The 22,892-nt window shown below is 69.3% G+C and carries 18 protein-coding genes; 12 read left to right on the forward strand and 6 right to left on the reverse strand.

The features are described 5' to 3' along the window. Positions 1–10 precede the first annotated feature (10 nt). The 3 genes from KF837_20145 to KF837_20155 all read left to right on the forward strand — a co-directional run bounded on the left by KF837_20145 (position 11) and on the right by KF837_20155 (position 5,870). Positions 11–3,157 (forward strand): ankyrin repeat domain-containing protein, encoded by a 3,147-nt coding sequence (locus KF837_20145; protein ID MBX3229641.1) that lies wholly within the window; start codon positions 11–13, stop codon positions 3,155–3,157. A 91-nt stretch (positions 3,158–3,248) separates the two neighbouring features. After that, a complete protein-coding gene (locus tag KF837_20150; GenBank protein MBX3229642.1) occupies positions 3,249–4,931 on the forward strand; it encodes a hypothetical protein in 1,683 nt (560 codons plus the stop codon). Positions 4,932–4,949: 18 nt separating this feature from the next. Further along, positions 4,950–5,870, forward strand: coding sequence for a hypothetical protein (locus tag KF837_20155; GenBank protein MBX3229643.1), 921 nt, complete (start codon positions 4,950–4,952; stop codon positions 5,868–5,870). A 109-nt stretch (positions 5,871–5,979) separates the two neighbouring features. On the opposite strand, the gene KF837_20160 is transcribed toward KF837_20155, so the two are convergent. The 4 genes from KF837_20160 to KF837_20175 form a co-directional block, all read right to left on the reverse strand. Next, entirely contained in the window at positions 5,980–7,029 is a 1,050-nt protein-coding gene (locus KF837_20160; GenBank protein MBX3229644.1) for a VCBS repeat-containing protein, read from the reverse strand. Between the two features lie 1,305 nt (positions 7,030–8,334). After that, positions 8,335–8,865, reverse strand: coding sequence for a class I SAM-dependent methyltransferase (locus KF837_20165; protein MBX3229645.1), 531 nt, complete (start codon positions 8,863–8,865; stop codon positions 8,335–8,337). Between the two features lie 55 nt (positions 8,866–8,920). Next, positions 8,921–9,760 carry an FkbM family methyltransferase gene (locus KF837_20170; protein ID MBX3229646.1) on the reverse strand — a complete coding sequence of 280 codons (840 nt, stop codon included), beginning with the start codon at positions 9,758–9,760 and terminating at the stop codon, positions 8,921–8,923. Positions 9,761–9,818: 58 nt separating this feature from the next. Beyond that, on the reverse strand, positions 9,819–10,571 hold the full coding sequence (locus KF837_20175; GenBank protein MBX3229647.1) for a class I SAM-dependent methyltransferase: 753 nt from the start codon (positions 10,569–10,571) through the stop codon (positions 9,819–9,821). An 82-nt stretch (positions 10,572–10,653) separates the two neighbouring features. Between KF837_20175 and KF837_20180 the strand changes: the two genes are divergently transcribed. Then, the gene (locus KF837_20180; protein MBX3229648.1) at positions 10,654–12,219 is read left to right on the forward strand and encodes a glycosyltransferase family 39 protein; all 1,566 of its coding nucleotides are present in this window, start codon (positions 10,654–10,656) and stop codon (positions 12,217–12,219) included. Positions 12,220–12,679: 460 nt separating this feature from the next. Here KF837_20180 and KF837_20185 read toward each other — a convergent pair whose 3' ends face one another. Beyond that, on the reverse strand, positions 12,680–12,835 hold the full coding sequence (locus tag KF837_20185) for a hypothetical protein (protein MBX3229649.1): 156 nt from the start codon (positions 12,833–12,835) through the stop codon (positions 12,680–12,682). 25 nt (positions 12,836–12,860) lie between these two features. Then, on the reverse strand, positions 12,861–14,714 hold the full coding sequence (locus KF837_20190) for a beta-propeller domain-containing protein (GenBank protein ID MBX3229650.1): 1,854 nt from the start codon (positions 14,712–14,714) through the stop codon (positions 12,861–12,863). Positions 14,715–14,902: 188 nt separating this feature from the next. Between KF837_20190 and KF837_20195 the strand changes: the two genes are divergently transcribed. Genes KF837_20195 through KF837_20230 form a run of 8 tightly spaced genes read left to right on the forward strand, consistent with a single transcriptional unit; the run spans position 14,903 to position 22,882 of the window. Next, entirely contained in the window at positions 14,903–15,652 is a 750-nt protein-coding gene (locus KF837_20195; GenBank protein MBX3229651.1) for a methyltransferase domain-containing protein, read from the forward strand. Further along, positions 15,637–16,434, forward strand: coding sequence for a glycosyltransferase (locus tag KF837_20200; protein ID MBX3229652.1), 798 nt, complete (start codon positions 15,637–15,639; stop codon positions 16,432–16,434). The genes KF837_20195 and KF837_20200 overlap by 16 nt, the downstream gene beginning before the upstream one ends. A 33-nt stretch (positions 16,435–16,467) precedes the next feature. Further along, positions 16,468–17,712 carry a glycosyltransferase family 9 protein gene (locus KF837_20205; protein MBX3229653.1) on the forward strand — a complete coding sequence of 415 codons (1,245 nt, stop codon included), beginning with the start codon at positions 16,468–16,470 and terminating at the stop codon, positions 17,710–17,712. Continuing rightward, positions 17,712–18,794, forward strand: coding sequence for an SIS domain-containing protein (locus KF837_20210; GenBank protein ID MBX3229654.1), 1,083 nt, complete (start codon positions 17,712–17,714; stop codon positions 18,792–18,794). The genes KF837_20205 and KF837_20210 overlap by 1 nt, the downstream gene beginning before the upstream one ends. 1 nt (position 18,795) lies before the next feature. Then, positions 18,796–19,305 carry an HAD family hydrolase gene (locus KF837_20215; protein ID MBX3229655.1) on the forward strand — a complete coding sequence of 170 codons (510 nt, stop codon included), beginning with the start codon at positions 18,796–18,798 and terminating at the stop codon, positions 19,303–19,305. Between the two features lie 9 nt (positions 19,306–19,314). After that, on the forward strand, positions 19,315–20,286 hold the full coding sequence (rfaE1, locus tag KF837_20220) for a D-glycero-beta-D-manno-heptose-7-phosphate kinase (GenBank protein ID MBX3229656.1): 972 nt from the start codon (positions 19,315–19,317) through the stop codon (positions 20,284–20,286). After that, positions 20,283–22,283 (forward strand): hypothetical protein, encoded by a 2,001-nt coding sequence (locus KF837_20225; protein MBX3229657.1) that lies wholly within the window; start codon positions 20,283–20,285, stop codon positions 22,281–22,283. The genes rfaE1 and KF837_20225 overlap by 4 nt, the downstream gene beginning before the upstream one ends. Then, positions 22,280–22,882 (forward strand): hypothetical protein, encoded by a 603-nt coding sequence (locus KF837_20230; protein MBX3229658.1) that lies wholly within the window; start codon positions 22,280–22,282, stop codon positions 22,880–22,882. Before KF837_20225 ends, KF837_20230 begins: the two co-directional genes overlap by 4 nt. The last annotated feature ends 10 nt before the right edge of the window (positions 22,883–22,892 follow it).

Genomic DNA, 22,892 nt, shown 5'->3' on the forward strand with positions numbered 1-22,892 from the left:
CCGCCACCGCTTGCGCGAACGAGCCGTGCTCGTCGCCGTGCAATGCGTCGCGATCGCATGGTTCTCGCCGGGGGCGGGGTTCCCGCTCGACGACGCGTGGATCCATCAGGTCGTCGCCCGCACCTTCGCCGAGACCGGGACGCTGGGGTTCGCGCCGGACCAGCACGGCGCCGCGGCGACGAGCTACCTCTGGGCGGCGCTCCTCGCGATCAACCTGAAGGTCTTCCACGTCGAGCCGACGCGCTGGGCGCTCGCGCTGAACGTCGCCGCCGCGATCGCGACGGGACAGCTCCTCTTCGGCCTCGTCGATCGCGCGAGGCCCGAGCACGCGGAGGAGCGGACCTGGCGCGCGGTCGCCGCGGTCACGACGCTGTTCGCGTGCGTCTCGCCGAACGTGCTGTGGTTCACGACCTCGGGCATGGAGGCGATGCCCTTCGTCGCGCTGTCGCTGTACTCGACAACGTCGGGGCTTCGCCCCGACACCCCACCCCAGACACGGCCCTCGCGCGGGGCGCGAGGGTCGCTTCGCGACCGCTTGCGCGGCCGCTTCTGGGGCCCCGGGGTGGCCGCGGGGTTTGGGGCGGGAGTGCTTGCGTTGCTGCGGCCGGAGGCGGTGCCGCTTGGTGGGTTGCTCGTTTTCGTGTCGTTTTGGCGGACGCGGGACGTTCGCGCGGCCGCGAGGGTCGCGGTGCCGTGGCTCGCTGGGGTCGCGCTGTACGTCGGGTCGAACCTCGCGAAGACGGGGCACGCGCTCCCGAGCACGCTCGCGGGGAGGCGCTGGCTCTGGTTCGAGTCGACCGCGGGCCTCGGGCGCGTCGATCGCGTGCTCGACTTCCTCGACGCGTGGAACACGCGGCTCGGCTCGTACACCTTCGAGGTCGGCGGCGCGGTGCTGTGGGTCTTCGTCGCGATCGCGGCGTACGGCGCGGTCCGCCTCGCGCGCGGGAAGGCCGCGGGGATCGGGCTCGTGTTCGTGTGGGCCCTCTTCCACGCCGCGTTCTACGCGCTCATGCTGCCGACGCCGGGGCACGGAGGCCGCTACCAGCCGCTCACGCCGCTGCTCTTCGCGCTGTGCCTCCCGCTCGGGGCGACGTTCCTCCTCGGCGAGCTCGCGCGCATCGCGGGGCTCGAGGACGCGAAGCTCGGCGCGCGCGCGGCGCTCGGCGTCCTCCCGTTCGTCGTCCTCGCCGCGCCCGTCGCGGGCTCGCTGCGGAAGGCGAACGCCCTCGCGGTGCAGCACATCGAGACGACGGAGAAGGGGGCCGGCTTCTACGTGAAGACGCTGCCGCCGGGGAACGTGGCCGCGTTCGACATCGGCGCGAGCACCTGGACGAGCGGACGCCGCGTCCTCGATCTCGGGGGCCTCTCCGATCCAAAGATCGCCGCGCTCCTCGAGCAGGGCCGCGTCTCGACGTGGCTCGAGGAGAACGAGGTGGAGTGGCTCGTGCTGCCCGAGGCCTACGAGAACGTCTTGCCCGATTTCGGCGACTACGCGTGGCGCCTCCACCTCCGTGAGAACGCCGCGATCCGGCTCGAGCCGATGCGCGTCTTCGAGACTCCGTTCGAGCGCTGGCTCCCCGCGATCAAGGCGACGTGGAACGCGGCGCCGAAGCAGGTCGTCTTCCGCGTCCACTACCCGAAGGGCCCGCCGCCGGCCGAGGTCGCGGTCGTCGCGCCGGCGGCCCGCCGGCCGATCGAGGACCCCGCCGCGATCGTGCCGCGCCGCGACCGCATCGTCGCGGAGCACATGCTCGCGGTCCTCGACGCGTGGAGCTTCCCGCTCGAGATCCACGCGCTGCCGAAGCCGCCGCCGCCGTCGTTCGAGGGTCGCACGAGCTGCGCGATCGCCTTCGGCGGCTGGGGCTTCGCGGTCGCCGGTTGCAGGATACATGCATCGCTGAAGACCACCCTCTTCGAGCAAGCCGGCCGCTACCTCGACGCCGGCGACATGGGCGGCGCGGTCCGCGCGATCCCGCACCTCGTCGCGTCCGTCCGCCGCCTCGCCGACCCGACGTTCCATCCTCCCCTCGCGCCGCTCGATCCGCCCACCCCGGGCGGGGCGGAGTACCCCGCGTCGAAGGCGGGGCGCTACGGGCTCGCCCTCTTCGCGCTCGCGCTGGTCGTCGCGACCGGCATCGACCTCGCCGCCCGGCGCGGCCTCCGTGTTCGCCGCTCGGCTGCTTCGGTCGCTTCGGTCGCTTCGGTCTCTTCGGCGGCCGCGCTGCTCTTCGCGCTCGGCGGGTGCGCGCGTGACGACGACGTCGCGCGCGCGGTCGTGCACGGTCGCGGCGCGGTCGAGCAGGCGCTCGCGAACGGCGGCTCGCCGAACGGGAGCGGCGGCCGCGTGCCCATCCTCGCCGCGGCGCACGCGGGCGACGCGCACGTCCTCGCGCTCCTGATCGAGAAGGGCGCGGACCCCGCGGTGAAGGACGCGAACGGCGTCGACGCGCTCATCATCACGACGCGGGACGGGAACCCCACCGCGGCGGCGGTCGTCCTCGGCGCGCTGCGTGCGCGCGGCAAGGGCGTGGACGACAAGGCGGGCCCGCGCGTCCGCACGGCATTGCAGGACGCATGCGCGGGCGGGAACGTCGAGCTAGTGCGGCTCCTCCTCGACGCGAACGCGAGCCCGAACGAAAAGGACTGGTTCGGGCAGACGCCGCTCCACATCATCGCCGGCGTCGAGGGCCTGCGCGCCGCGATCATCGCGCAGCTCCTCCTCCAGCACGACGCCGACGCGTCGCTCACGGACGCGCGCGGCTTCACCCCGCTCCACGCCGCCGCGATGACCGACAACTTCATGCTCGCGCGCGTGCTCGCCCGCGAGCCGGTCCGCGTCCGCACGCCGGCGGGCGAGACCGCGCTCGACGTCGCGCTCCGCTACCGCAAGGACCGCGCGGCGGAGGTGCTGCTCCAGGCGGGGAGCCCGCTCGATAGCGAGGGCGCGTGGCCCCCGCTCCACGAGGCGGCGCGGATGGACGCGGAGGAGCGCATCGCCGCCCTCCTCGCGATCGGCGCCGACACCCGCCGCCGCTTCGCACAGAAGACCGCCCTCGACATCGCAAAGGAGCACGGCAGCAAACGCGCCATCACGCTCCTCGAGGCAGGCGCCCACACCCCACCGCGCGCCGCGCGAGGCCTCCCGCGAGACCTCTGATGAACCGCCCCACCACGAGCGCTCGCCCCCCCGCGCCGCAGCCCGCTCGCGCTTCGCAGCTCGCTCCCGCGGCGGTGTCGGAGCTCGCGCCGTGATGGAGCGGGCACGGCGGCTCGCGAGCCGGGCGCCCTGGGTTTACCCCGCGCTCGTCGTCCTCGTGGCGCTCGGGCCGGCGCTCTACGCCGTGTACGCGCAGACGTTCGCGACGTTGGGGCGTGATCACGGCATCTTTCAGTACGTCGCGTGGGCGCTGCGGCACGGGGAGCGCGCGTACAAGGACTTCCACGAGATCAACGGGCCGCTGCCGCACGCGTACTTCATGGGGATGCAGCTCCTCGGCGGGGAGGACGAGCACACGTTCCGCACTCTGGACACCCTCGTCCTCGCGACGTCGTGGACGGTCGGCTCGCTCACGATCCCGCGCTGGGCCGGCCTCACCACGACGCGGCCCTGGCTCTGGGCCCTCGCCGGCCTCGCCGTGCTAGGTGCACAATACACGCGTTACGACTGGTGGCACTCCGCCCAGCGCGAGGCCCTCTACGCCGCGCTCGTGTTCGCGTCGCTCGCGCTCCAGTCGATCGCGCACACGACGAAGGCGCCGCGCGCCGCGACGCGCGCGCTCCTCGCGGCCGGGTTCTTCGGCGCGCTGCCGTGGTTCGGCAAGCCGCCTTGCGCGGTGTTCGCGGTGCTGCAGGTGCTCGTCGCGCTGCACGATCGCGCCTCGCTCCCGCTCTCGCTCCGACGCGCCGGCGCGGCCGCGGGCGCGGGGATCGCGATCGCCGGCGCGCTCATGCTCGCGTTCATGCTCGCGTTCGAGGACCTCGCGCGCGGCGTCGCCATGCTCGCGAAGGTGCCGAAGCTCCACCACACGATCTGGAACGAGACCCTCATTGGCTCGTACCGCGCGTACCGCAACTCCGTCACGTTGAACTGGGCGGCGATCTCGCTCGGCGCGTTCCTCGTCACGTACCGCGTCTTCCGGCTGCCGCGGCGCGCGCTCCTCGCCGTCGTCCTCCCCGTCGGAGGGCTCCTCGTCTTCTTCGGTCAGGGCAAGGCGTTCCCGTACCACCTCCACATGCTCACGCTCGGCGCCGGCGTCGCGCAGCTCGTCGTCGTCGCCGCGATCGCGCGTGTCGTCCAGGACCCGGAGACGCCGCGGCGCGCGGAGGTCGCGCTCGCCGGCGCCGCCCTCGCGCTCGGGCTCGGCGCGAAGGCTTGCGTCGAGTCGCTCCACTGCGCGGCGTTGGACCGGCGCTGGATGTCCGCCGGCGCGACGCCGGAGCTCCGCCGCTCGCGCGCGTACTTCGAGGCGTTCGGCTGGGGCGACTTCTTCGCCAACGACCTCCGCGACGCCGCCGCGTACGTCGCGTTCAAGACGACGCCGGACGAGCGGGTGCAGATCTACGGCTTCGACCCGTACTTCCTCTTCCTCGCGAAGCGCAAGAGCGCCTCACCCGTCCTCTACGGCTTCGAGCTGAACGTGGACGCCGCGCTCGAAGGCGGCCCCGGCGCGCGCCCCGACGCCGAGCTCTCGCAGTGGCTCCGCGACTACCGCGACGAGGCAGAAGCGCTCGTGCTCGCCACGGTCGAGGCGTCTCCCCCCGCTGCATTTGCGCTCTTCGATCGCGCCCCCTTCACGTTCCCGCCCAACGCGGAGAAGGACTTCGCCGCGCACTGCCCGCGCTTGTTTGCCTTCCTCGAGCGGCATTACGAGCGCGGCCCCACCTTCGGCACGGTGCGGCTCTGGATGCGACACGACGTCATGGCACGTTAGTGGCTTCGGCCGAGGCTCATGCGTGCCTCGGTCCTCCTCGTCGTCCTCCCGTTCCTCGCGTGCGCGGCCACCGCCTCCAACGACGACGGCGACGATCGCACCGCCGCGCCCGGCGCCCTCCCGGTCAACGGCGGCGGCGCGTCGGGCTCCTCGAACACGCCGCTCGTCCGCGACGCCGGCATCCATCCGCCAGCCGATCCCGACGTCGACCTCGAGACGATCGCGACGTCGTGGAACGGCAAGGCGCGGAGCTACCTCCTCGCCCGCCCGCGCGACTACGACCCGAACCGCCGCTACCCGCTCGTCATGATGTTCCACGGAAACCCGAGCACCAAGGAGACGCTCCGCAAGCAAGCGCCCTTCGAGCTCGGCTCGCGCCGCGACGCCGTGCTCGTGTACCCCGACGCGGCCGGCGGCGGCTGGGACCTCTTCGCGCCCCCGGCGACGAACAAGGACATGGACTGGATCCGCGCGCTCCCGCAGGAGATCGCGGAGCGCGTGAGCGTCGACCTCGAGCGCGTCTACGGCTTCGGCTTCAGCGGCGGCGGCTTCTTCGTCTCGCAGATGGCGTGTCTGTTCGGCGACTTCTTCCGCGCGATCTCGGTCAACGCCGGCGGCGCCCCCGACGGCAAGGAGGCCGGCCTCGAGCGGAAGTCGAACCAGTGTTACGTGTGCCCCGGCGGCCCGGTCCCCACCCTCTTCGCGCACGGCAACAACGACGGCCGCGTCCCGAAGACCTCCGCCGCCTTCGCCGCCAAGTGCGCCGCAGAGTCGAACCGCTGCACGACGAACGAGGTGAAGGTCCCCACCACCGAGTCCTGCACCCGCGCCGACGCCTGCGCCGCCCCGGTCGAGCTCTGCATCATCCCCAACCTCGGCCACGACCCGTGGCGCGAGACGTTCACGAAGAGCTGGGCGTTCTTCCAGAGCGCGCCTTGAAAACCAATCTGGCGGCGCTGCGTTGGTATCGTCACGTCCATGAACCTCCTGCCCCGACACCCCACCCGAATCGGGATGCCGGAACAGAGAGCTGAGTTCACCAATACCGTCAGTGCAACTCGCTACTCGGAATGTCGCACCAGTTGAGTGCCACCGACCATTCCCACCCACTAAACTGGCCATTTACGTCCGCCAAGTCCACCCATTTCTGACCGCCCTGCACATCATGGCAAACGAGGTCATCTCGACCGTCGCCATTGACGTCGCCGATAAAGAGCCTTGCAGTTCGGTGATTGCAGCCCGCCCCCACTCGAGACCAGTCGTGCCACGCGAAGGTGCCGGTCGCGCTCGCGTAGTCGATAAAAAGATTCCCACTCACGGTATCGTGACAGAGAAGGTCGTCGCGACCATCGCCATTGAAATCACCGATATGCAGCTCGGCCCCCGGATGACTGCACCAGCCCAGCGCCGTCGTAAAATCATTAAAACTGTTGAACTGACCAGCTGAGTCGGCGTAGTCGATCCAGCGGTAGCCGTTGTCTAGCCCGGTGCAGAGAAGGTCGTCGCGACCGTCACCATTGAAATCGCCGACCATAATTCGAGTGTCAGGGCTATTGCAGCCGGCAGATGGGCGAGACCATGTGGAGGCTCCTAGCTGCCCAGAGGCACCTGTGTACCATACCGAATGGCCGCCACCGACAATATCGTGACAAAGAAGGTCGTCACGACCGTCGCCATTGAAGTCGCCAACGAAGAGTCTGCCAGAGGAACTATTGCAGAACGGCGTGCTCGTCGACCAATCGGCTCCGGCAAGTTGACCATTCGTGTCAGCGTAGTCTATCCACTTCCAACCATTACCGATATCATGACATAGCAGATCTTGACGACCGTCGCCGTTGAAGTCTCCCTTGAATAGCCGTCCCGAGAAGTGATTGCAGAACGCGGCCGCGCTGGCCCAATCACCACCTTGAAACTGACCGGACGCGTTTGCATAGTCAATGAACTTGTAGCCGTTCTCGAGGTCGTGGCAGAGCAAGTCTGCACGCCCATCTCCATTGTAGTCGCCCAGTTTCGCTCGGTCTCCGTTTTTCGCGCCATATAGACGCTCTGTACCTCGCCGGTCGAGCGCCGAAAGGTTTGCGCCATTGGTTCCGCCCACGCCAGGATCCGCACACCAATTCACTAGCCCGTCCGAGTCCCACGGCCCGTATGTAGCATTGCCGACCCAAGAGTCGACGGGCGACGTACAGGAGGATGGCTTGCCGGGACGATTCTGCTCGTGCACGTATCCAAGCACATGGCCAAATTCGTGGAGTACGACGCGTCGAATGCACTCATCACGACTAACCAGTGGGGTGGTACCGACGGAACATTGGTTCCATTGAAGTACCATGTTCGAGTTTGCCCGGAGATCGAGTCGCAATACTAGATTGCAGGTCTGCGTGCTTGTACACCACGATGGCGTTTCCGGACTGCGAACGACTCTCATCGTGTCAGTCCCCACGCCCGGTGTCCCATAGTCCGCACGCCTGATTCTGAGCGTTCCGGGAGTATTCCCCACGGGGCACGTTCCCCATCCGGTGAATGCGACTGCCGAAACTGCTGACCAAGAACGTTGCCCGCGGACGGCTTGTCGAATCAGGAGCTGATCGCCCGGAGCGAATGCCCCACCCGCGGTGTCCCAGCAAACGGGAATTTGTTGCCGCTGCTGCAGAGGCCAAACCCAATTGGTATTGTAGTAAAACTGCTGCGTCGTCGTACCAAGGGTCACATCGTCATCCGCTGAAATCGCAGGATCGACGATCGTAACACAGCCGGCCAATAGCACTGTGCTCGCGACTAGCACGCTCATCGCGAGACTCTTCCACAACCCTATCATCACCGTTGACTGTGCGTGTTTGCTCATCATTACCCCTCGGATGCAATGGCAGCGGCGCTGCCGTCAATTGGTTGTCTCAGTCCAGCAGCGGGTCGCTGGGTGGGTGAGTAGCGCTTCCGATCGCGAGCGAGCCGCCGACATTCGGTCGGCACCGGTCGGCACCAGTAAATGTTGCAGCCGGCATGCCCACTCAATCATCGCGAGGTTCAAAGTTGCCCACGATTCCCCGATCTAGTTATCCGTCCCTCCCCATGCCGCAAGACCGTACGGCGGTCGTCGCGGGGTAGAGGATTCCTACCGCAGCACCACATACACGTCCACCACCAATTCATTGAATTGATCACTTTGATCGTTTTGACTGCACGAATGCGCACACTGGTGCGCCATCGCAGCGCAGGAGTATGCAGGAGCTTGCATCTGGCAAGGCGTTGCGGCTCATCCTGTTGGAAGCTGGTTTAGCTCTTGGTCGCCGCGATAACTACGTGCGGATATGGAAACACGTCCGGGACGCGCACCATGCGGATGCGGAAGCGAGGCGCTCGAGAGCGAAGCCAGTCGCGGTGGTGGCGGTAGCAGAGCGGCTCGTTACAGCCGACCATCACGCGATCGAGGAGGCGTATGAACTCCACGCCGAAGGCGGGCTCGGTCGTGATCTCCTTGATGACTCAGAGCGCCGCGCGGGGCGAGGAGATCGCGAAGGCGCTCGAGGAGCGCGATCTGATCCGCCTCCGGGATGTGGTGCATCAGGTCGAGGACGTACGCGCCCGCGAACTTGCCATCGAGCTTCACGTCGCGCGCGTCGCCCGCGAAGTACTCGTTCTGCGCGAGGCCGATGTGGTCCGCCACCCGGCGCGCCATCTCGATGCGCGTGGCGTTCGGATCGACGCCGAGGATGCTGAGCTCCGACTGCGTCTGCGCGAAGTACGCGGAGAGAGGCCGAAGCCGCAGCCGATGTCGAGGATGCGTCCCTCGTCCGGGAGGAGGAGGTCCATGACCGAGAGGAGCTTCGGCCGGAGGATCGAGAAGCGGATCGTCGGGTACGTGCGCTCGACGAACGGGAGCTCGCGCACGATGTTCGCGATCCCGCGGACGCCGTAGACCTCGGGCTCGTGGCAACGCTTCGGGCGCGGAGTCGAGAGCGGCTCGTGACCGCGCTCGACCTTCGACTCGTTCACGCGTGCGCCGTCGGCTTCTTGTCGTAGATGGCGACGCCGCAGTGCGGGTCCTCCGAGATGACCTTGCGGAGCGTGAAGCCGTGCTCGGCGAGGAGCGCGTCGATCGCGTCACGGCCGTTCACCCATTTGTGCCACTCGATGACGAGGCGATCGGTGATCGAGAGCGCCTCCGCCGAGTTCTTGATGAAGTCCGACTCGAAGCCCTCGATGTCGACCTTCATCAGATCGATGCGCGCGTCCCCGGCGATCTTCCGCCACTCGCCGAACACGTCGACGGCGGGCACCGTGACCGGCTTGCTCTCGCCCTTCGCCGGGACGTCCGGGTTGAGCACCGGCTGCGCCGACGACGCGACGTTGGAGGGGTTCACGAAGAAGGTCGCCTCGCTCACGTCGCGCGGGTAGCCCACCACGCCGAACTTCACGTGCACCTTCCCGAGCGCGTTGTGGTCAGCGTGCCAGCGCGACTCCTCCGCCATCTGCTCGTTCCCGTCGACGACGAGGCCGATCATGTCGCGGCGCCCCGTCTCCTCGACCGCAAATAGCGGGAAGTAGCCGACGTTCGACCCGAGGTCCATGAACGTGCGGATCTCCTTCTCCTCGAACGCCTCGCGATAGATGCCGCGCTGGAAGATCTCGTCGGCAATGAGCAGGCTCTCGAGGAAGCGGACGCGGTACTCCATTCCGGTCCGCTTGAGGCGGCGCTTCATCGGGATGACGGTGAGCGCCCGCGACGCGATCTGCTGGACCCGGAAGAGCTTGATCGCTTTGTGCACCACGGGCATCCCCGCGAGCTTCGTGATCCACGTCGGCTTCGAGTTGGTCGGAACGCCCAGCATCTCGCGCGCACCTTAGCACTCCTCGGCAGCCGAGAACGAGGCGGGCGCGAGCTGGGCTTCATCCCAGCTTGGTGGCGGCGATCACGACGTGCGGGTACGGCATCACGTCGGGCACGCGCACGGCGCGGACCTTGAAGCCGAGCCGCTCGAGGATGGCGCCCCACTCGCGGTGGTGGCGGTAGCAGAGCGGCTCTCGCCAGCCGACCATGAGGCGATCGAGCAAGCGCGTGAACTCGAGGCCCACCGTCGGCTCGGTGGTGATGTCCTTGATGACGAGGACGCCGCGCGGGGCGAGCATGTCGCGAATGCGCTCGAGGAGCGCGACCTGATCCTCCTCCGGGATGTGGTGCATGACGTCGAGGACGTACGCACCAGCGAACTTGCCATCGATCTGCACGTCCCGCGCGTCACCTGCGACGTACGTGTTGCCTACGCCGACCTCGGCCGCGACGCGTTTCGCCATCTCGATACGCGCGGCGTTGGGATCGACGCCAAAGATCTGTCGGTCGGGCTGCGTCTGCGCGAAATACGCGGCGAACAGGCCAAAGCCGCACCCGATATCGAGAATGCGCCCCTCGTCCGGGAGGAGGAGGTCCATGACGCTGAGGAGCTTCGGCCGCATGATCGCGAAGCGGATGGTCGCGTAGGTGCGCTCGACGGCCGGGAGCGCGCGCACGATCTTCGACATCGCGCTGACGCCGTAGATCTCCGGCGCGTCGTAGCGGCGCTTCGTCGGAGCGGGCCCGCCGGAGAGCACGCGGATGAACCTGCTCGAAAGAGGCTCGCGCTCCGCCTTTGCTTCGTTCTCCATGCCCGGCCGCTTACCATGGCTCCCCGCAGGGGCCTACCTCGGCAACCTCGACGGGGCTCTGGCGGTCGGCTAGCGTCGCGCCGTGCGGGAGAGGCTCTTCGCCTTACTTTTTCGCTATCGATGGCCGCTCCTCGCGGCGGCTTTCGCGCACGGTCTCGTCGTCCATCTGCTGTTCGTCGGGTTCGCGTCGTGGGACGGCTTCGCGTACCGCGTCCCGCCGATCGTCGAGCTCGTCCAGCACGGCAGCTTTGGCTTCGAGAAGTACAACCAGTGGGCCTTCAACGGGTACCTGCCGTTCATCGAGCTCTTGCACACCCCGTTCATCGCGGTGTTCAAGCAGGCCGGCACGATCCTGGCCTTTCCGATCGTCGCCTTCCCGCTCTGCGTCTATGCGATCTTCCTCCTCGGGCGCGAGCTGACGGGAGATGCGCGGGGCGGCGCGTTCAGCGCCCTCGCCTACGCCGCGATCCCGGCGCACAACCAGCAGCCGTACTCGGGGCACATCGACTTCGTCGTCATCCCGCTCATCGCCTTCCTCACGTACGCGATCATCCGCGCGGCGAAGGAGCCGACGCGGAAAAGCTTCCTACGCATCGTCGTGGCGATGGTGATCCTCTCGCTCTCTCGGACGACGGCGGTCTACCTCGTCGGGTTCTTCTATCCGGTCCTCGCGCTGCCGCTGTTCTTCACGCGGGACGGCTTCCGCCCGCGCCTCGTGAAGAAGAAGGAGCTCGTGCTCGCCACCCTCGCGATCGCGTGCGGCTCCCTCCCCTCCCTCGGCATCCAGGTGTGGAAGCTCTTCCACTACGGCTCGCCGATCTACCCGTACCAGTTCCAGTTCTTCGGCGTGAAGGTCGGCAGCGGCGTGTCGACCAAGGACCTCTTCTTCTACGCCGGCCTCGCCGACGAGACGCCGGCCGCATACTGGGCGTCCTTCCGGAGCGGATGGCTCTGGCCGAGCCTCTGGCCGCCGGGGCTCTTCAGCGACTCGCGCCACTTCGGCGGCGGCTTCGTGCTCCACGTCGCGCTGCTCCTCGTCCCGACGTTCTGGCGGAAGGCGACGGCGCTCGAGAAGTGGCTCGTCGTCGGCGGCGTGCTCGTCTCGTTCCTCGCGCGCGACTACTGGCTCCCGCGCTGGGCTTACACGTTCACGGTCGCGATCACGATCGTCATCGGGCGCGCGCTCGCGCACCTATCGCGCGAGAAGGGTCGCCGCTTGCTCTTCGCGGTCGCGACCGGGGTACTCGCGTTGCATCTCGCGCGGCCCGAGTTCGACATGTACATGACGCGCCACTCGATCGGCCCGCGCATGAACGTGGCAGGGAGCCCGTGGTTCCTCGACGGACCCGACCAGCAGGACACGTTCCCCGACGTCCACGCCCGCTTCGTGATCGTGTACTTCGTGTGGAACGGCTTCATCCTCCCGCTCTACGGACGGCGAATGACGAACGAAGTGCTCTTCAGCGTCCCGGAGGACGGGCTCGGACCCGACTGCGCGAACCTCCGCGCGATCGCAAAGCGCGAGCCGGACGTCCTCTTCATCGACGACAGCCAGCTCACGAAGCACTGCGCGCGCGAATGCGGAATGGAGGTCCCGCCCGGCAACTGCCGCGCGTGGCGCATGCTGGAGCCGGACAGCAAACCTTGACGTGGACGCGACCGTGACTCCATGCGCATCCTCGCGTTTTGTCCGGCGGTGGCGCGGAGCTACTAGGGTCGCCGCGTGGAGATCGTCGCGGGTCGCGTTTCGTTCGGCGCGATGGCGCGTGGCTGCTCGGCGCTGCGCGAACGGAGAGATGGAGTGGGAGCTGGACCAGCGCAACGCCGGCGAGGAGCCGCTGCCGTCCGAGTCTCATGACTACCGTGGAGCGATCCCGGCGCGCGAGCAAGACTCGTTGCCTCCACCGCGCTCGCGCGCTTCCTCAGATCGGCGCCGTCGTGCGGCTGGTTCCCGCCATCCGGAAGACGTTTTCAGTACAACGCCGCCTTCAAGATGGCGCTCTGGTCTGCGCGGGAGACGAACCCGTCATGGCACTACCAGAGCACCCTCGCGGTCATGGAGGTGCGGTGCGCCTCTCGTGCTCTTCGATGGACCGACACGAACGCGGTCACGGGAGGATCGCTTCGGCGCGGAGAGTCTCGCCGCCGTCGGCGCCGAGCCGGACGACGCGGAGGGTCGCGGTCGACGAGCCCTCTCCCGCGACGAACACCGACGTCGCGTCGAGGGCGACGGCATCCGGCCGGAAGTCGAGGCCTGACAACACGACCAGGCGCGAAGGCCCCGCGTCGCTACTCGCAGATGCCGGAGGGCCAGGGCGAGCTTCCGCTTCGGCGCGGGCCGCGCATGTCGCCGTCCCAGTCGTCGCCCATCGAGAAGCCGCCGCCGGGAGAGGACATGTCGACCGTGCGCGGGACGCAGCGACCGATGACGACGTCGGCCAGCGGCGCGACGTTGGCCCGCTCGAGCGCGAACGCGCGCACGTTCGAGTCCGAGACGGCGATGAGCTCCTTCATCGAAGGGCTGTCGCGCCGGATCGCGCGCCGTGGATTGCCCGGTACGGGGAAGAACGACGTCGCCTCGAGCGAGCTCGGGGTCCAGCGAAGGAGCTGGATGCCGGCGCCGGCGGCGCCGCAGTCTCCGTTGCCGGAGGAGAACGGGACCGCGATGACGCCGTCCTGGAAGATGCGGAACGCCTTCTGGATCCGATCCTGATCTTCGGCGAGGACCGCGCTCGTGACCTGGCTGTCCGCGAACATGTTCCTCGGGCCGAAGTTGACGCGCTCGATCATGGAGGGCGACTTCGCGTCGGCGACGTCGAACAGCGACACGTTGAGGCTGCCGGCCGTGCTCTCGCGGTCGAGGCCGAGCGCGAGGAGACGGTCGCCGCGCGGCTCGAGGTGGAACACCCAACCCGGGATCTCGAGCCCGGCCCCCTGCGTCGGCTGCGCCGGATCGGTGAAGTCGAGCACGAAGAGCGGATCGCGCACGATCATCGGCTCGGTGTACGCGGTGATCACGTAGCCGCGCTTGCCGTCGAAGCGCACCGACTTGAGGCCCTCGAGCTTCGGGAGCTGCATCGTCATGTGGCCGACGCGGACGATCGAGGTGCTCGACTCGATGCGGAACACGTCGACGTCGGGGAAGGCCTCGCCGTTCAGCGTACGGCTGACGCCGCGCTGGCTCACGACGCGGAGGAAGCCGTCGCTCTCATCCATCTGCCAGCGGCTCATCGCCGGCCCGGCGACGGAGATCTTCGCGCCGCGCGCGAGGTGGCCGGCCTTGTCGCTGATGTCGATGACCTCGATGACGCCTTCGTTCGTCGTCGTCCCTGCCGCCTCGGCGAGGCCGCCGATGTAGAGGCGCTCCTTGCTCGCGGAGACGCTGCGACGCCAGGGAGCGAGCATGGTCGGCGACGGCGCGACGGCCGACTCGAACGAGACCTGCTCGATCTGCCGCGGCGCCGACGCGTCGCTGATGTCGAAGCTCGTGACGAGCGTGCGCGGGGTCGTGCTGCAGTGCCAGCACGCCGCGTTCTCGTAGGTGGCGAGGTAGAGGATGTTGCCGACGATGCGCGAGTCGGCGATCTCGCCCGGCACCTTGAAGGACGCGAGGATGCGCATCGAGCCCGGCGCCGTGACGTCGACGGCATGGACGGCAGCGCCCGCGGCCTTGTCGTCGACGTAGATCGTGTTTTCGTCCTCGGGGAGCGGCGCCTGGAGGTCGCCGTCGCCCTTCAGCGCTCGGTTCGACATCGTGAGGAGGACGTCGCCGCGCCGGTACATCTCGAACGGCTCCCCCGGCAGCGCGAGCTTGCCCAGCAACGAGAGCTTGCCCGGCTCCGCGGCGTCGACGACGGCGAGCGTGCCGCTCTTCGAGAGCGCGTAGATGCGATCCGTCACGTCGTCGAGCTGGACGACGTCGGCCTCGGAGATCGCCCGGCTGGCGGCCGCGCCGCTGTTGGTGCTTCCTGCCGACGGAGCGAACGCGCCCGAGGACGAGCCGGACCGCGCGTCATCGGCCCCCGTGCGGTCAGACGCGGGAACGGCGAAGGTGGAGCAGTCGCTCTTTCCGCTGCAACCGGAGAGGGCGGCGAGGGCGACGGCGAGGGCAGCGGCGAGTCCGAGACGGGTCGAGCGAAGCATGGTTCCTTGGGAGCCTCCGTCCCTCCCCGTAGCGACGCCCGGGCCACGCGCGATTCGAGCCTATTTCCCGTGCGGTTCGCGCTCTCGCTCCCCTCCGAGGCGACAGCCGAGTCGGACTGTGCCGCGCGTGGCACACGTCGCGGGCGGGACGCGGCTCGGCGGAAGTGGTACGTGGCCTCCTCGCAGCGATGGACCTGAAGGAGCAGCACGACAACCACTCCCGGCATCCGTGGGAGCTGAGTCGGTTCGACTTCTTCGCGCGGTGCCTCGAGACGAGCCGTCCGTCGAAGCCGCACACGATCCTCGACGTCGGCGCCGGAGATGCCTGGTTCTCGAAGCGGCTCCTCGGACAGCTCCCCGACGACGCGCGCGTCACCTGCTGGGACAGCGGCTACGAGCGCCTCGGCGCGAGCGCGGCCGCGCGGCTCGCGACCTCGCGGATCGAGCTCGTCCACGAGCAGCCGGGCGGCACCTTCGACGTCGTCCTCATGCTCGACGTCCTCGAGCACGTCCCGGACGACGTCGAGTTCCTGCGCTCCATCGTGGCGCGGAACATGAGCGCGACCTCGACCCTGCTCCTCAGCGTCCCCGCCTGGCAGAGCCTCCGGTCTTCGCACGACCTCGCGCTCGAGCACTGCCGCCGCTACAGCCCCGCAACAGCGACGTCCGTGCTCGAGAGCGCGGGCCTCCACATCCGCGCCTCTGGCGGACTGTTCCACTCCTTCCTCGCTCCGCGCGCGCTGCAGGTCCTGAAGGAGCGCGTCTTCCCGCCCGCGCCCGGCGGCGAGCGTCCGAGCAGCGAGTGGCGCGGCGGTCCCGCGCTGACGGCGGCGATCCACGCCGCGTTGCGGATCGACAACCGCTTGTCGCGCTGGTCGAGCCTGGCCAAGCTCGACGTCCCCGGGCTGAGCTGGTGGGCGGTATGCGAACGAGCGTAGTCGTCGTCCCTTGCTACAACGAGCGCGCGCGCCTCTCGCGCCGGCTCATCGAGGAGCTCGCGACAGGACCGCGCGTGCTCCTGGTCGACGACGGATCGACGGACGACACCGCGACGATGCTCCGCGCGCTCGCGGCCGAGATCGACGGCGTCGAGTGCCTCATCCAGCCGGTGAACGCGGGCAAGGCGGAGGCCGTCCGCGCGGGCATGCAGCTCGCGATCGACAACGGCGCGCAGCTCGTGGGCTACGCCGACGCCGACTTCGCGACCGGTCCCACCGAGATCAAGCGCCTCTGCGACGAGCTGTTGCGCTCGAAGCTCGACGTCGTCCTCGGCTCGCGCGTGCGGCGGATGGGCGCGATCATCGATCGTTCTCCCATCCGCCACGTCGCCGGGCGCGTCTTCGCGACGATGGCGTCGGTGACGCTCGGCCTCCCGGTCTACGACACGCAGTGCGGCGCGAAGTGGTTCCGGGCCACGCCGCGGCTGGTGCGCGCGTTGGAGGAGCCGTTCACCACGCGTTGGGCCTTCGACGTCGAGCTGCTCGGACGCCTGCTCCAGGAGGACGGATCGGAGCCGCTCCGGATCCTGGAGCTCCCGCTCGTCCGCTGGCAGGACGTGGGGGGCTCGAAGCTGAGCGTCGTCGGCATGCTCCGCGTCTTCGGCGAAGGGGGCCTCTTGATGGTCCGCTCCTTCCAGCTGCGCTCGCGCCGCCGCTGGGACCCGGGGACGGTGACGATCGCCTCGGCCTCGGCCGAATCGGTCGATTCTCCCTCGCCTTGACCGACAAAAACCGCCGTGGCAAGGAGCAACGCGATGCTTGACGTAAAGATGATGCGCAAGGTCGACGCCGTCGTCGGCAACGCCATCTGCTCGGCGCTCGCGGTCGGCAAACGTCTCAAGCGCCCCTTCATGCAGCCGGTCACGGCCTACAAGAAGATCTGCGTCATGAAGTTCTTCGGCATGGGCTCCATCGTGGTGGCCACGCCGAGCCTGCGCGCGCTGCGCGATCAGTTCCCCGGCGCCGAGATCCACTTCGTCACCTTCAAGGGCAACAAGGAGCTCCTCGAGATCCTGGGGCTCACCGACAAACACTACTTCGTCGACAACTCGAGCCCGCAGGCGTTCGTCGCTTCGACGCTCAAGGTCGCGCGTGACCTCCGCGCCGCGGGGTGCGACCTCGTCATCGACCTCGAGTTCTACGCCAAGTTCCCGCTCGTCCTCGCGAGCCTCGGCAACATCCCGCAGAAGGCCGGCTTCTACCTCAACCCCGAGCCCTGGCGTCGCGAGCTCCTCGACGTGCCCGGTTGGTACAACCACTACTTCCACACAAAAGACATTTTCCTCTCCCTCGTCTATTTGCTCGCAAAAGACGATTTCTACTACCTCGAATTCGCCGAGTTCGCTGCAAAATACACCTATCCGCGCGTCAGCCCGGCGGAGGCGTCGCTCGCCGCGGTGTGGAGCAAGCTCGCCGCGCACGGCGTCGGCAAGAACGGTCGCGTCTTCGTGATCAACCCGAACACGTCGCCGGAGCTCGCGCCCGAGGCCCGGAAGTGGCCCGCGGAGCGGTACGGCGAGCTCGCGCGGCTGCTCCTCGCCGAGTACCCCGAGGCCTGCGTCGCGTTCATCGGGACGAAGGGGGAGGCCGCCTACGTCGAGGCCGTCGCGAGGACCACGCGCGACCCGCGGGCCTTCAGCATGGCCGGCGAGCTGAACCTCCGCGAGCTCCTCGCGCTCTTCAGCATCACCGACGTGCTCGTCTCGAACGACAGCGGCCCGATGCACCTCGCCTGCCTCGTCGACACGCCGACGGTGGGCCTCTTCTTCGCCGACACGCCCACGCTCTTCGCGCCGATCGGCTCGCGCGTCGCGTCGATCGCGCCGAACCTCTATTCGATGCCGCTCTTCACCGTCTACAACGGCAAGGACGTGGTCGTCGGCCGCAAATCGGAGGCGGTGCGCAACACCGCCGCGTGCACGGTCTCGGTCAAGGAAGTGTTCGAGCGCACGCGGCCCGTCATCTCGCCCGCGCCGCGCGCCGCCGCGGTCATGAACTGATGTCCACGCGCGCCCTCGAGCTCCTGCTCGCCACCTCCGTCCGCGACGGCGTCCAGGCGCGGAGCGCGCTGCTCCAGCGCTGCGCGAAGGACATCCTCGCCGCGTGCGCGCTCGTCGTCGACTGCCTCCGCGCCGGCAACAAGGTCCTCTTCTGCGGCAACGGCGGGAGCGCGGCCGACGCGCAGCACCTCGCCGCCGAGCTCGTCGGCCGCTACGTCACCGAGCGCCGCGCGCTCCCGGGCATCGCGCTCACGGTCGACACCTCGATCCTCACCGCGGTCGGCAACGACTACGGGTTCGAGCGCGTCTTCGCGCGGCAGGTCGAGGCGCTCGGGCAGAAGGGCGACGTCCTCGTCGCGATCACGACGAGCGGCGGCTCCCCGAACGTGCTCGCCGCGATCGAGTCCGCGCGCGCGCGCGGGGTGAAGGTCCTCGGCCTCACCGGCGCGAAGGGCACGAAGCTCGCGGCCTCGTGCGACGCCTGCGTCGCGGTGCCCTCGCGCGTCACGTCGCGCATCCAGGAGTGCCACATCATGATCGGGCACGTCCTCTGCGAAGCGGTCGACGCGGCGTTCGAGGAGCACGGCGTCGCGGCTCCCGCCAGCGGCGCCGCGCCGAAGGTGCTCTCGCGCGACGACCTCGCGCTCCTGCGGCAGCAGACGAGGCACGACAAGAAGACGATCGTCTGGACGAACGGCGTGTTCGACGTGCTCCACGCCGGGCACCTCTCGTCGCTCAGGGCCGCGCGCGCGCACGGCGACGTCCTCGTCGTGGGGGTGAACGCCGACGAGACGGTGCGCGCGGCGAAGGGTGAAGGCCGGCCGATCTTCCCGCTGGCGGAGCGGCTCGAGATGCTCGCGGCGCTCGAGCTCGTCGACTTCGTGCACGCGTTCGCGGAGCCGACGCCGGAGGAGGCCCTCGGTCAGCTGAGGCCCGACGTCCACTGCAAGGGCGCCGACTACGCCGCCAAGCCGATCCCCGAGCGCGCGGTCGTCGAGGCGCACGGCGGCAAGGTCGTGCTCCTGCCGCTCGTCCCCCAGCGCTCGACGACGAGCGCGATCGCGGCGCTCCTCGCGAAGTGAAGTGAAGCGCGCGCTCTTCCTCGATCGCGACGGCACGCTCGTCGTCGACACCGGCTATCCGCGCGATCCCGCGATCGTCACGCTGCTCCCCGGCGTGGGGACCGCGCTCCGCGAGGCGAAGGCGCTCGGCTTCGAGCTCGTCGTCGTCTCGAACCAGTCCGGCGTCGCGCGCGGGATCATCGCGCCGGAGGAGCTCGCGGCCGTGACGGCGCGGGTCGGCGAGCTCCTCGCGGCGGAGGGCGTCGTCCTCGACGACGTCCGCTACTGCCGCCACGGACCCGACGACGGCTGCGCCTGCCGCAAACCGCGCCCGGGCATGCTCCAGGACGCCGCCGCCGCGCGCGCTATCGACCTGACGCGGTCCGTCATGGTAGGAGACCGCGACTCGGACATGCTCGCCGGCCACGCGGCCGGCTGCACGACCGTCATCGTCGGAGGAGCGAGCGTGAACGCTGACTACGCCATCGGATCGTTCGAAGCGCTGGTCCCGATCCTGCGCTCGCTCGGCTAGGTCGCTTCGATGAATCGCGACGCCATCGACGCGTTCCGCGGACGTCACGTCGTCGTGGTCGGCGACGTCATGCTCGACGAGTTCGCGCGCGGCGACGTGAAGCGGATCTCGCCGGAGGCGCCCGTCCCCGTCCTCGAGGTCACGAGCCGCGCGCACGCGCTCGGCGGCGCCGCCAACGCGGCCGCCAACGTCGCGTCGCTCGGAGGCCGCGCCACGCTCGTCGGCTTGGTGGGCGAGGACGCGGGGGCGGCGACGATCGAGCGCCTCCTCACGGAGCGATCGATCGCCTCGCGCCTCGTCCACGATCCGGCGCGGCCGACCACGCACAAGACGCGCCTCGTCGCGCGCGGCCAGCAGATCGTCCGCATCGATCAGGAGTCGCGCGGCGAGCCCGCGCCGGCGATCGCGGCGAAGCTCGCCGCGACGTTGATCGAGCTCGCCGCGGACGCCGACGCGCTCGTCGTCTCCGACTACGCGAAGGGGACCGTCTCGGAGGAGCTCGTCGCCGCCGTCGTCGCCGCCGCGCGCGCGCGGAAGACGCCGATCGTCGCGGACCCCAAGCACAAGGACCTCCGTCGCTACCGCGGCGTCTCGGTGATCACGCCGAACCACGGCGAGCTCGAGCTCGCGGTGGGGCGCGCGCTGGAGAGTGACGCCGACTTCGCCGCCGCGGCAACAGAGGTGCTCCCGTTGCTCGACGGCGGCGCGCTCCTCGCGACGCGCGGCGCGGACGGGATGACGTTGTTCGAAGCGGGCAAGGCGCCGATCCACGTGCGCGCCGCGACGAAGGGCGTGTTCGACGTGACCGGCGCCGGCGACACCGTCGTCGCGACCCTCGCGATCGCGCTCGCCTCCGGCGCCACGCTGCCCGACGCCGTCGTCGCCGCGAGCGCCGCCGCCGGCGTCGTCGTCTCGAAGGTCGGCACCGCGAGCGTGTCACCGCAGGAGCTCGGCGAGGCGCTCGGAGTATCGAACGCTTGAACGCCACCGAGGTCCGTCGCGCGGCTCCGGCCGCGGTCCTCGTCCTCGCGATCGCGGGCGCCGCGGCCTGGGTCCTGCCGGCGGGGGATCGACCGCCGCTCGCGGAGACGCTGGTATGGTCGCTGCTCGTCATGACCGCCTTCGCCGGCTGGGGCGGCGTCGTCGCCTTCGCGGTCGCGCGTGACGAACGCGTCGATCTCGGGCTCCGCGTCGCGTGGGGCGCGAGCCTCGTCTGCTCCCTCGGCGGGCTCCTGATGGTGCCGGCGCTGATGAACCGCGCCGCGGCGCTCCTCCTCGTCGACGCCGGGGTCCTCCTCGCGATCGCGGAGCTCGTGCGGTCGCGTGCGCGGGTACGAAGCGCGGGTCGCTTCGTGCTCCGGTTCGCGCGGCGCGAGCGGCGGCTCGCGGTGCTGTTCGCGGTCGGCGCGCTCGTGATCGCGATCCACTACCTCGCCGGGATCGCGGAGCCGCACACGAACCCGTACGACGACGACATCGCCTACTTCGGCTTCGTGAAGAAGCTGCTCGCGACCGGCACCGTCATCGAGCCGTTCAGCTTCCGTCGCCTCTCCGCGCTCGGCGGGCAGACGCTCTTCGTCGCGATGGTGTGGCTTCGCAGCGCGGCGCCGCAGGCGAACACCTTCGATCGCAGCATCTGCTTCCTCCTCGTCGTGCTGCTCGTCTTGGGTCATCGCAGCCGCGGGCGCCGGCTCTCGCCGCTCGTCCTCGTCGCGACGCTCGCGCTCCTCGTCACGACGCCGTTCACCGGGATCAACACCGCGAGCTGGTGGTCGGGGATCGCGTTCTTCCTCGCGCTCTACCGGACGATCTCGTGGGCGGCAAACGACGAAGGACGCGCGCCCTGGAAGAACGCGCTGCCGCTCGCGCTCGTCGCGGCGTGCGTGACGACGCTCCGCCAGAACTACCTGCCGGTGCCGGTCTTCGTCTTCGCGGCGAGCTACGGCTTCCGCCTCTGGCATCAGCGCACGCGGCGCGCGCTCGTCGAGCCGCTCTGGACGGCGGGGCTCACGATCGCGTGCCTCGCGCCCTGGCTCGTCGCGTCGTGGCAGTCGAACCGCACGCTGCTCTATCCGATCATGGCGGGCACCTTCAACCGCGCGCTCGCGCTCTCCGCGTCGGACTGGGGCTTCTGGCGCGAGGTGAAGCTCAACGTCTGGACGTTCCTCGAGGGGATCCCCAACCGCGCGGTCGTGTTCTTCATCGTCGCCGCCGCCTTCCTGCGCGAGCGAGAGCAGAGGCGGCCGCTCGGCGCCTACGTCATCGGCGCGGCCGGCGGCTTCTTCGCGCTCGTGCACGGGCTGAACGCGGGCGACCCTGGGAACGTCGGTCGCTACGCGGTCGGCTACGTCATCGCGCTCGTGCTCGCGGTGGTGCTCGCCGCGGGGACGACGCGACCGCGCGGATCGCGGGCCCAGGTCGCGCTCGGGATCGTCCTCGTCGCGAGCGCGGCGCACGTGCTCCACGAGCACGCGAACCTCCATCGCTATTACAACCGCGTCTTCGAGCACGTCGAGCAGCTCGCGAACCAGTCTCGGAGCCGTGAGGCGCGCGAGCCGCCCGAGGCCGGGCTCTACGGCCGGCTCCAGAGCACCGTGCCCGCGGGAGAGCGCCTCGCGGTCCTCCTCGACGAGCCCTACCACCTCGACTGGCGCAAGAACCCGATCTGGAACCTCGACATGCCCGGCTATTCGAGCCCGGCGCCGGGGATGCCGTTCTTTCAGGGGAGCGAGAAGCTCGAGAGCTACCTCCGCGGGACCGGCGTTCGCTACCTCGCGTACGTGCGGCCCGACCACTCCCGCTACCACTATCGGCGCGAGTACTGGATCGGCATCCTCGTCGACGAGATGGAGATCTGGCGCGCGTTCGCGCCCTACCTGATCGACTTCATGGACTCGCTCGCGGCGATCACGGCGCGGCACAAGGTGCTCTTCGACGACCGCGGTCTCGTCGTCGTCGATCTCGAGGAGGCGCGATGAAGCGCCGCCTCAAGTTTTCTGGGCTCGTCACCGCGCTCGCGTGCGCGTCGGCGATCGTCGCGTGCGGCAAGAAGAGCGACGAGGTCCGGCGTCAGGAGCACGATCGCGCCGTCTTCGCGTGGACCACGCTCCTCGCGGAGGAGGCGGGGCGCGCGGCCGGAGTCAGCTCGCGCACCGACCTCACCTTCGAGGACGGCTTCGGGAAGATCCTCTACGGCGACAAGGGACCGTCCGAGAGCTACCGCGACCACGCCTTCCGGTGGATGGGGCAGAACGCGCATCTTCGCGTCCGGCGCCACGACGACGAGAAGATGAAGCTGCGCGTCGGAGGCTGGGTCCACAACCGCGTGCTCCACACGTCGCCCGTGCTCACCGCTTACTTCAACGGCGTGCGCATGGCCTCCACGCGACCGGTCACCCTCGAGGGCGACGACGGGCACTACCGCATCGAGGTGACGGTCGACGATCCGTCGCTGTGGCAAGGTCGAAGCTGGGCCGACGTCAACATCGTGACGTCGTCCATCGCCTTCCACTGGTCCGAACCGCCGGCCCTCAACGTCGTGCTCGTCTACTTCGCCTACTGGGACCCGGCGCCTTGACCGTCGCCGA

Origin of the sequence: Labilithrix sp., from assembly GCA_019637155.1 — a bacterium.
Lineage (GTDB): Bacteria > Myxococcota_A > Polyangia > Polyangiales > Polyangiaceae > Labilithrix.

Coding starts and splice junctions, on each gene's coding strand:
- KF837_20205 (MBX3229653.1), top strand. CDS start 16,468: ATGCTTGACGTAAAGATGATGCGCAAGGTCGACGCCGTCGTCGGCAAC.
- KF837_20210 (MBX3229654.1), top strand. CDS start 17,712: ATGTCCACGCGCGCCCTCGAGCTCCTGCTCGCCACCTCCGTCCGCGAC.
- KF837_20175 (MBX3229647.1), bottom strand. CDS start 10,571: ATGGAGAACGAAGCAAAGGCGGAGCGCGAGCCTCTTTCGAGCAGGTTC.
- KF837_20200 (MBX3229652.1), top strand. CDS start 15,637: ATGCGAACGAGCGTAGTCGTCGTCCCTTGCTACAACGAGCGCGCGCGC.
- KF837_20155 (MBX3229643.1), top strand. CDS start 4,950: ATGCGTGCCTCGGTCCTCCTCGTCGTCCTCCCGTTCCTCGCGTGCGCG.
- KF837_20170 (MBX3229646.1), bottom strand. CDS start 9,760: ATGCTGGGCGTTCCGACCAACTCGAAGCCGACGTGGATCACGAAGCTC.
- KF837_20195 (MBX3229651.1), top strand. CDS start 14,903: ATGGACCTGAAGGAGCAGCACGACAACCACTCCCGGCATCCGTGGGAG.
- KF837_20190 (MBX3229650.1), bottom strand. CDS start 14,714: ATGCTTCGCTCGACCCGTCTCGGACTCGCCGCTGCCCTCGCCGTCGCC.
- rfaE1 (MBX3229656.1), top strand. CDS start 19,315: ATGAATCGCGACGCCATCGACGCGTTCCGCGGACGTCACGTCGTCGTG.
- KF837_20230 (MBX3229658.1), top strand. CDS start 22,280: ATGAAGCGCCGCCTCAAGTTTTCTGGGCTCGTCACCGCGCTCGCGTGC.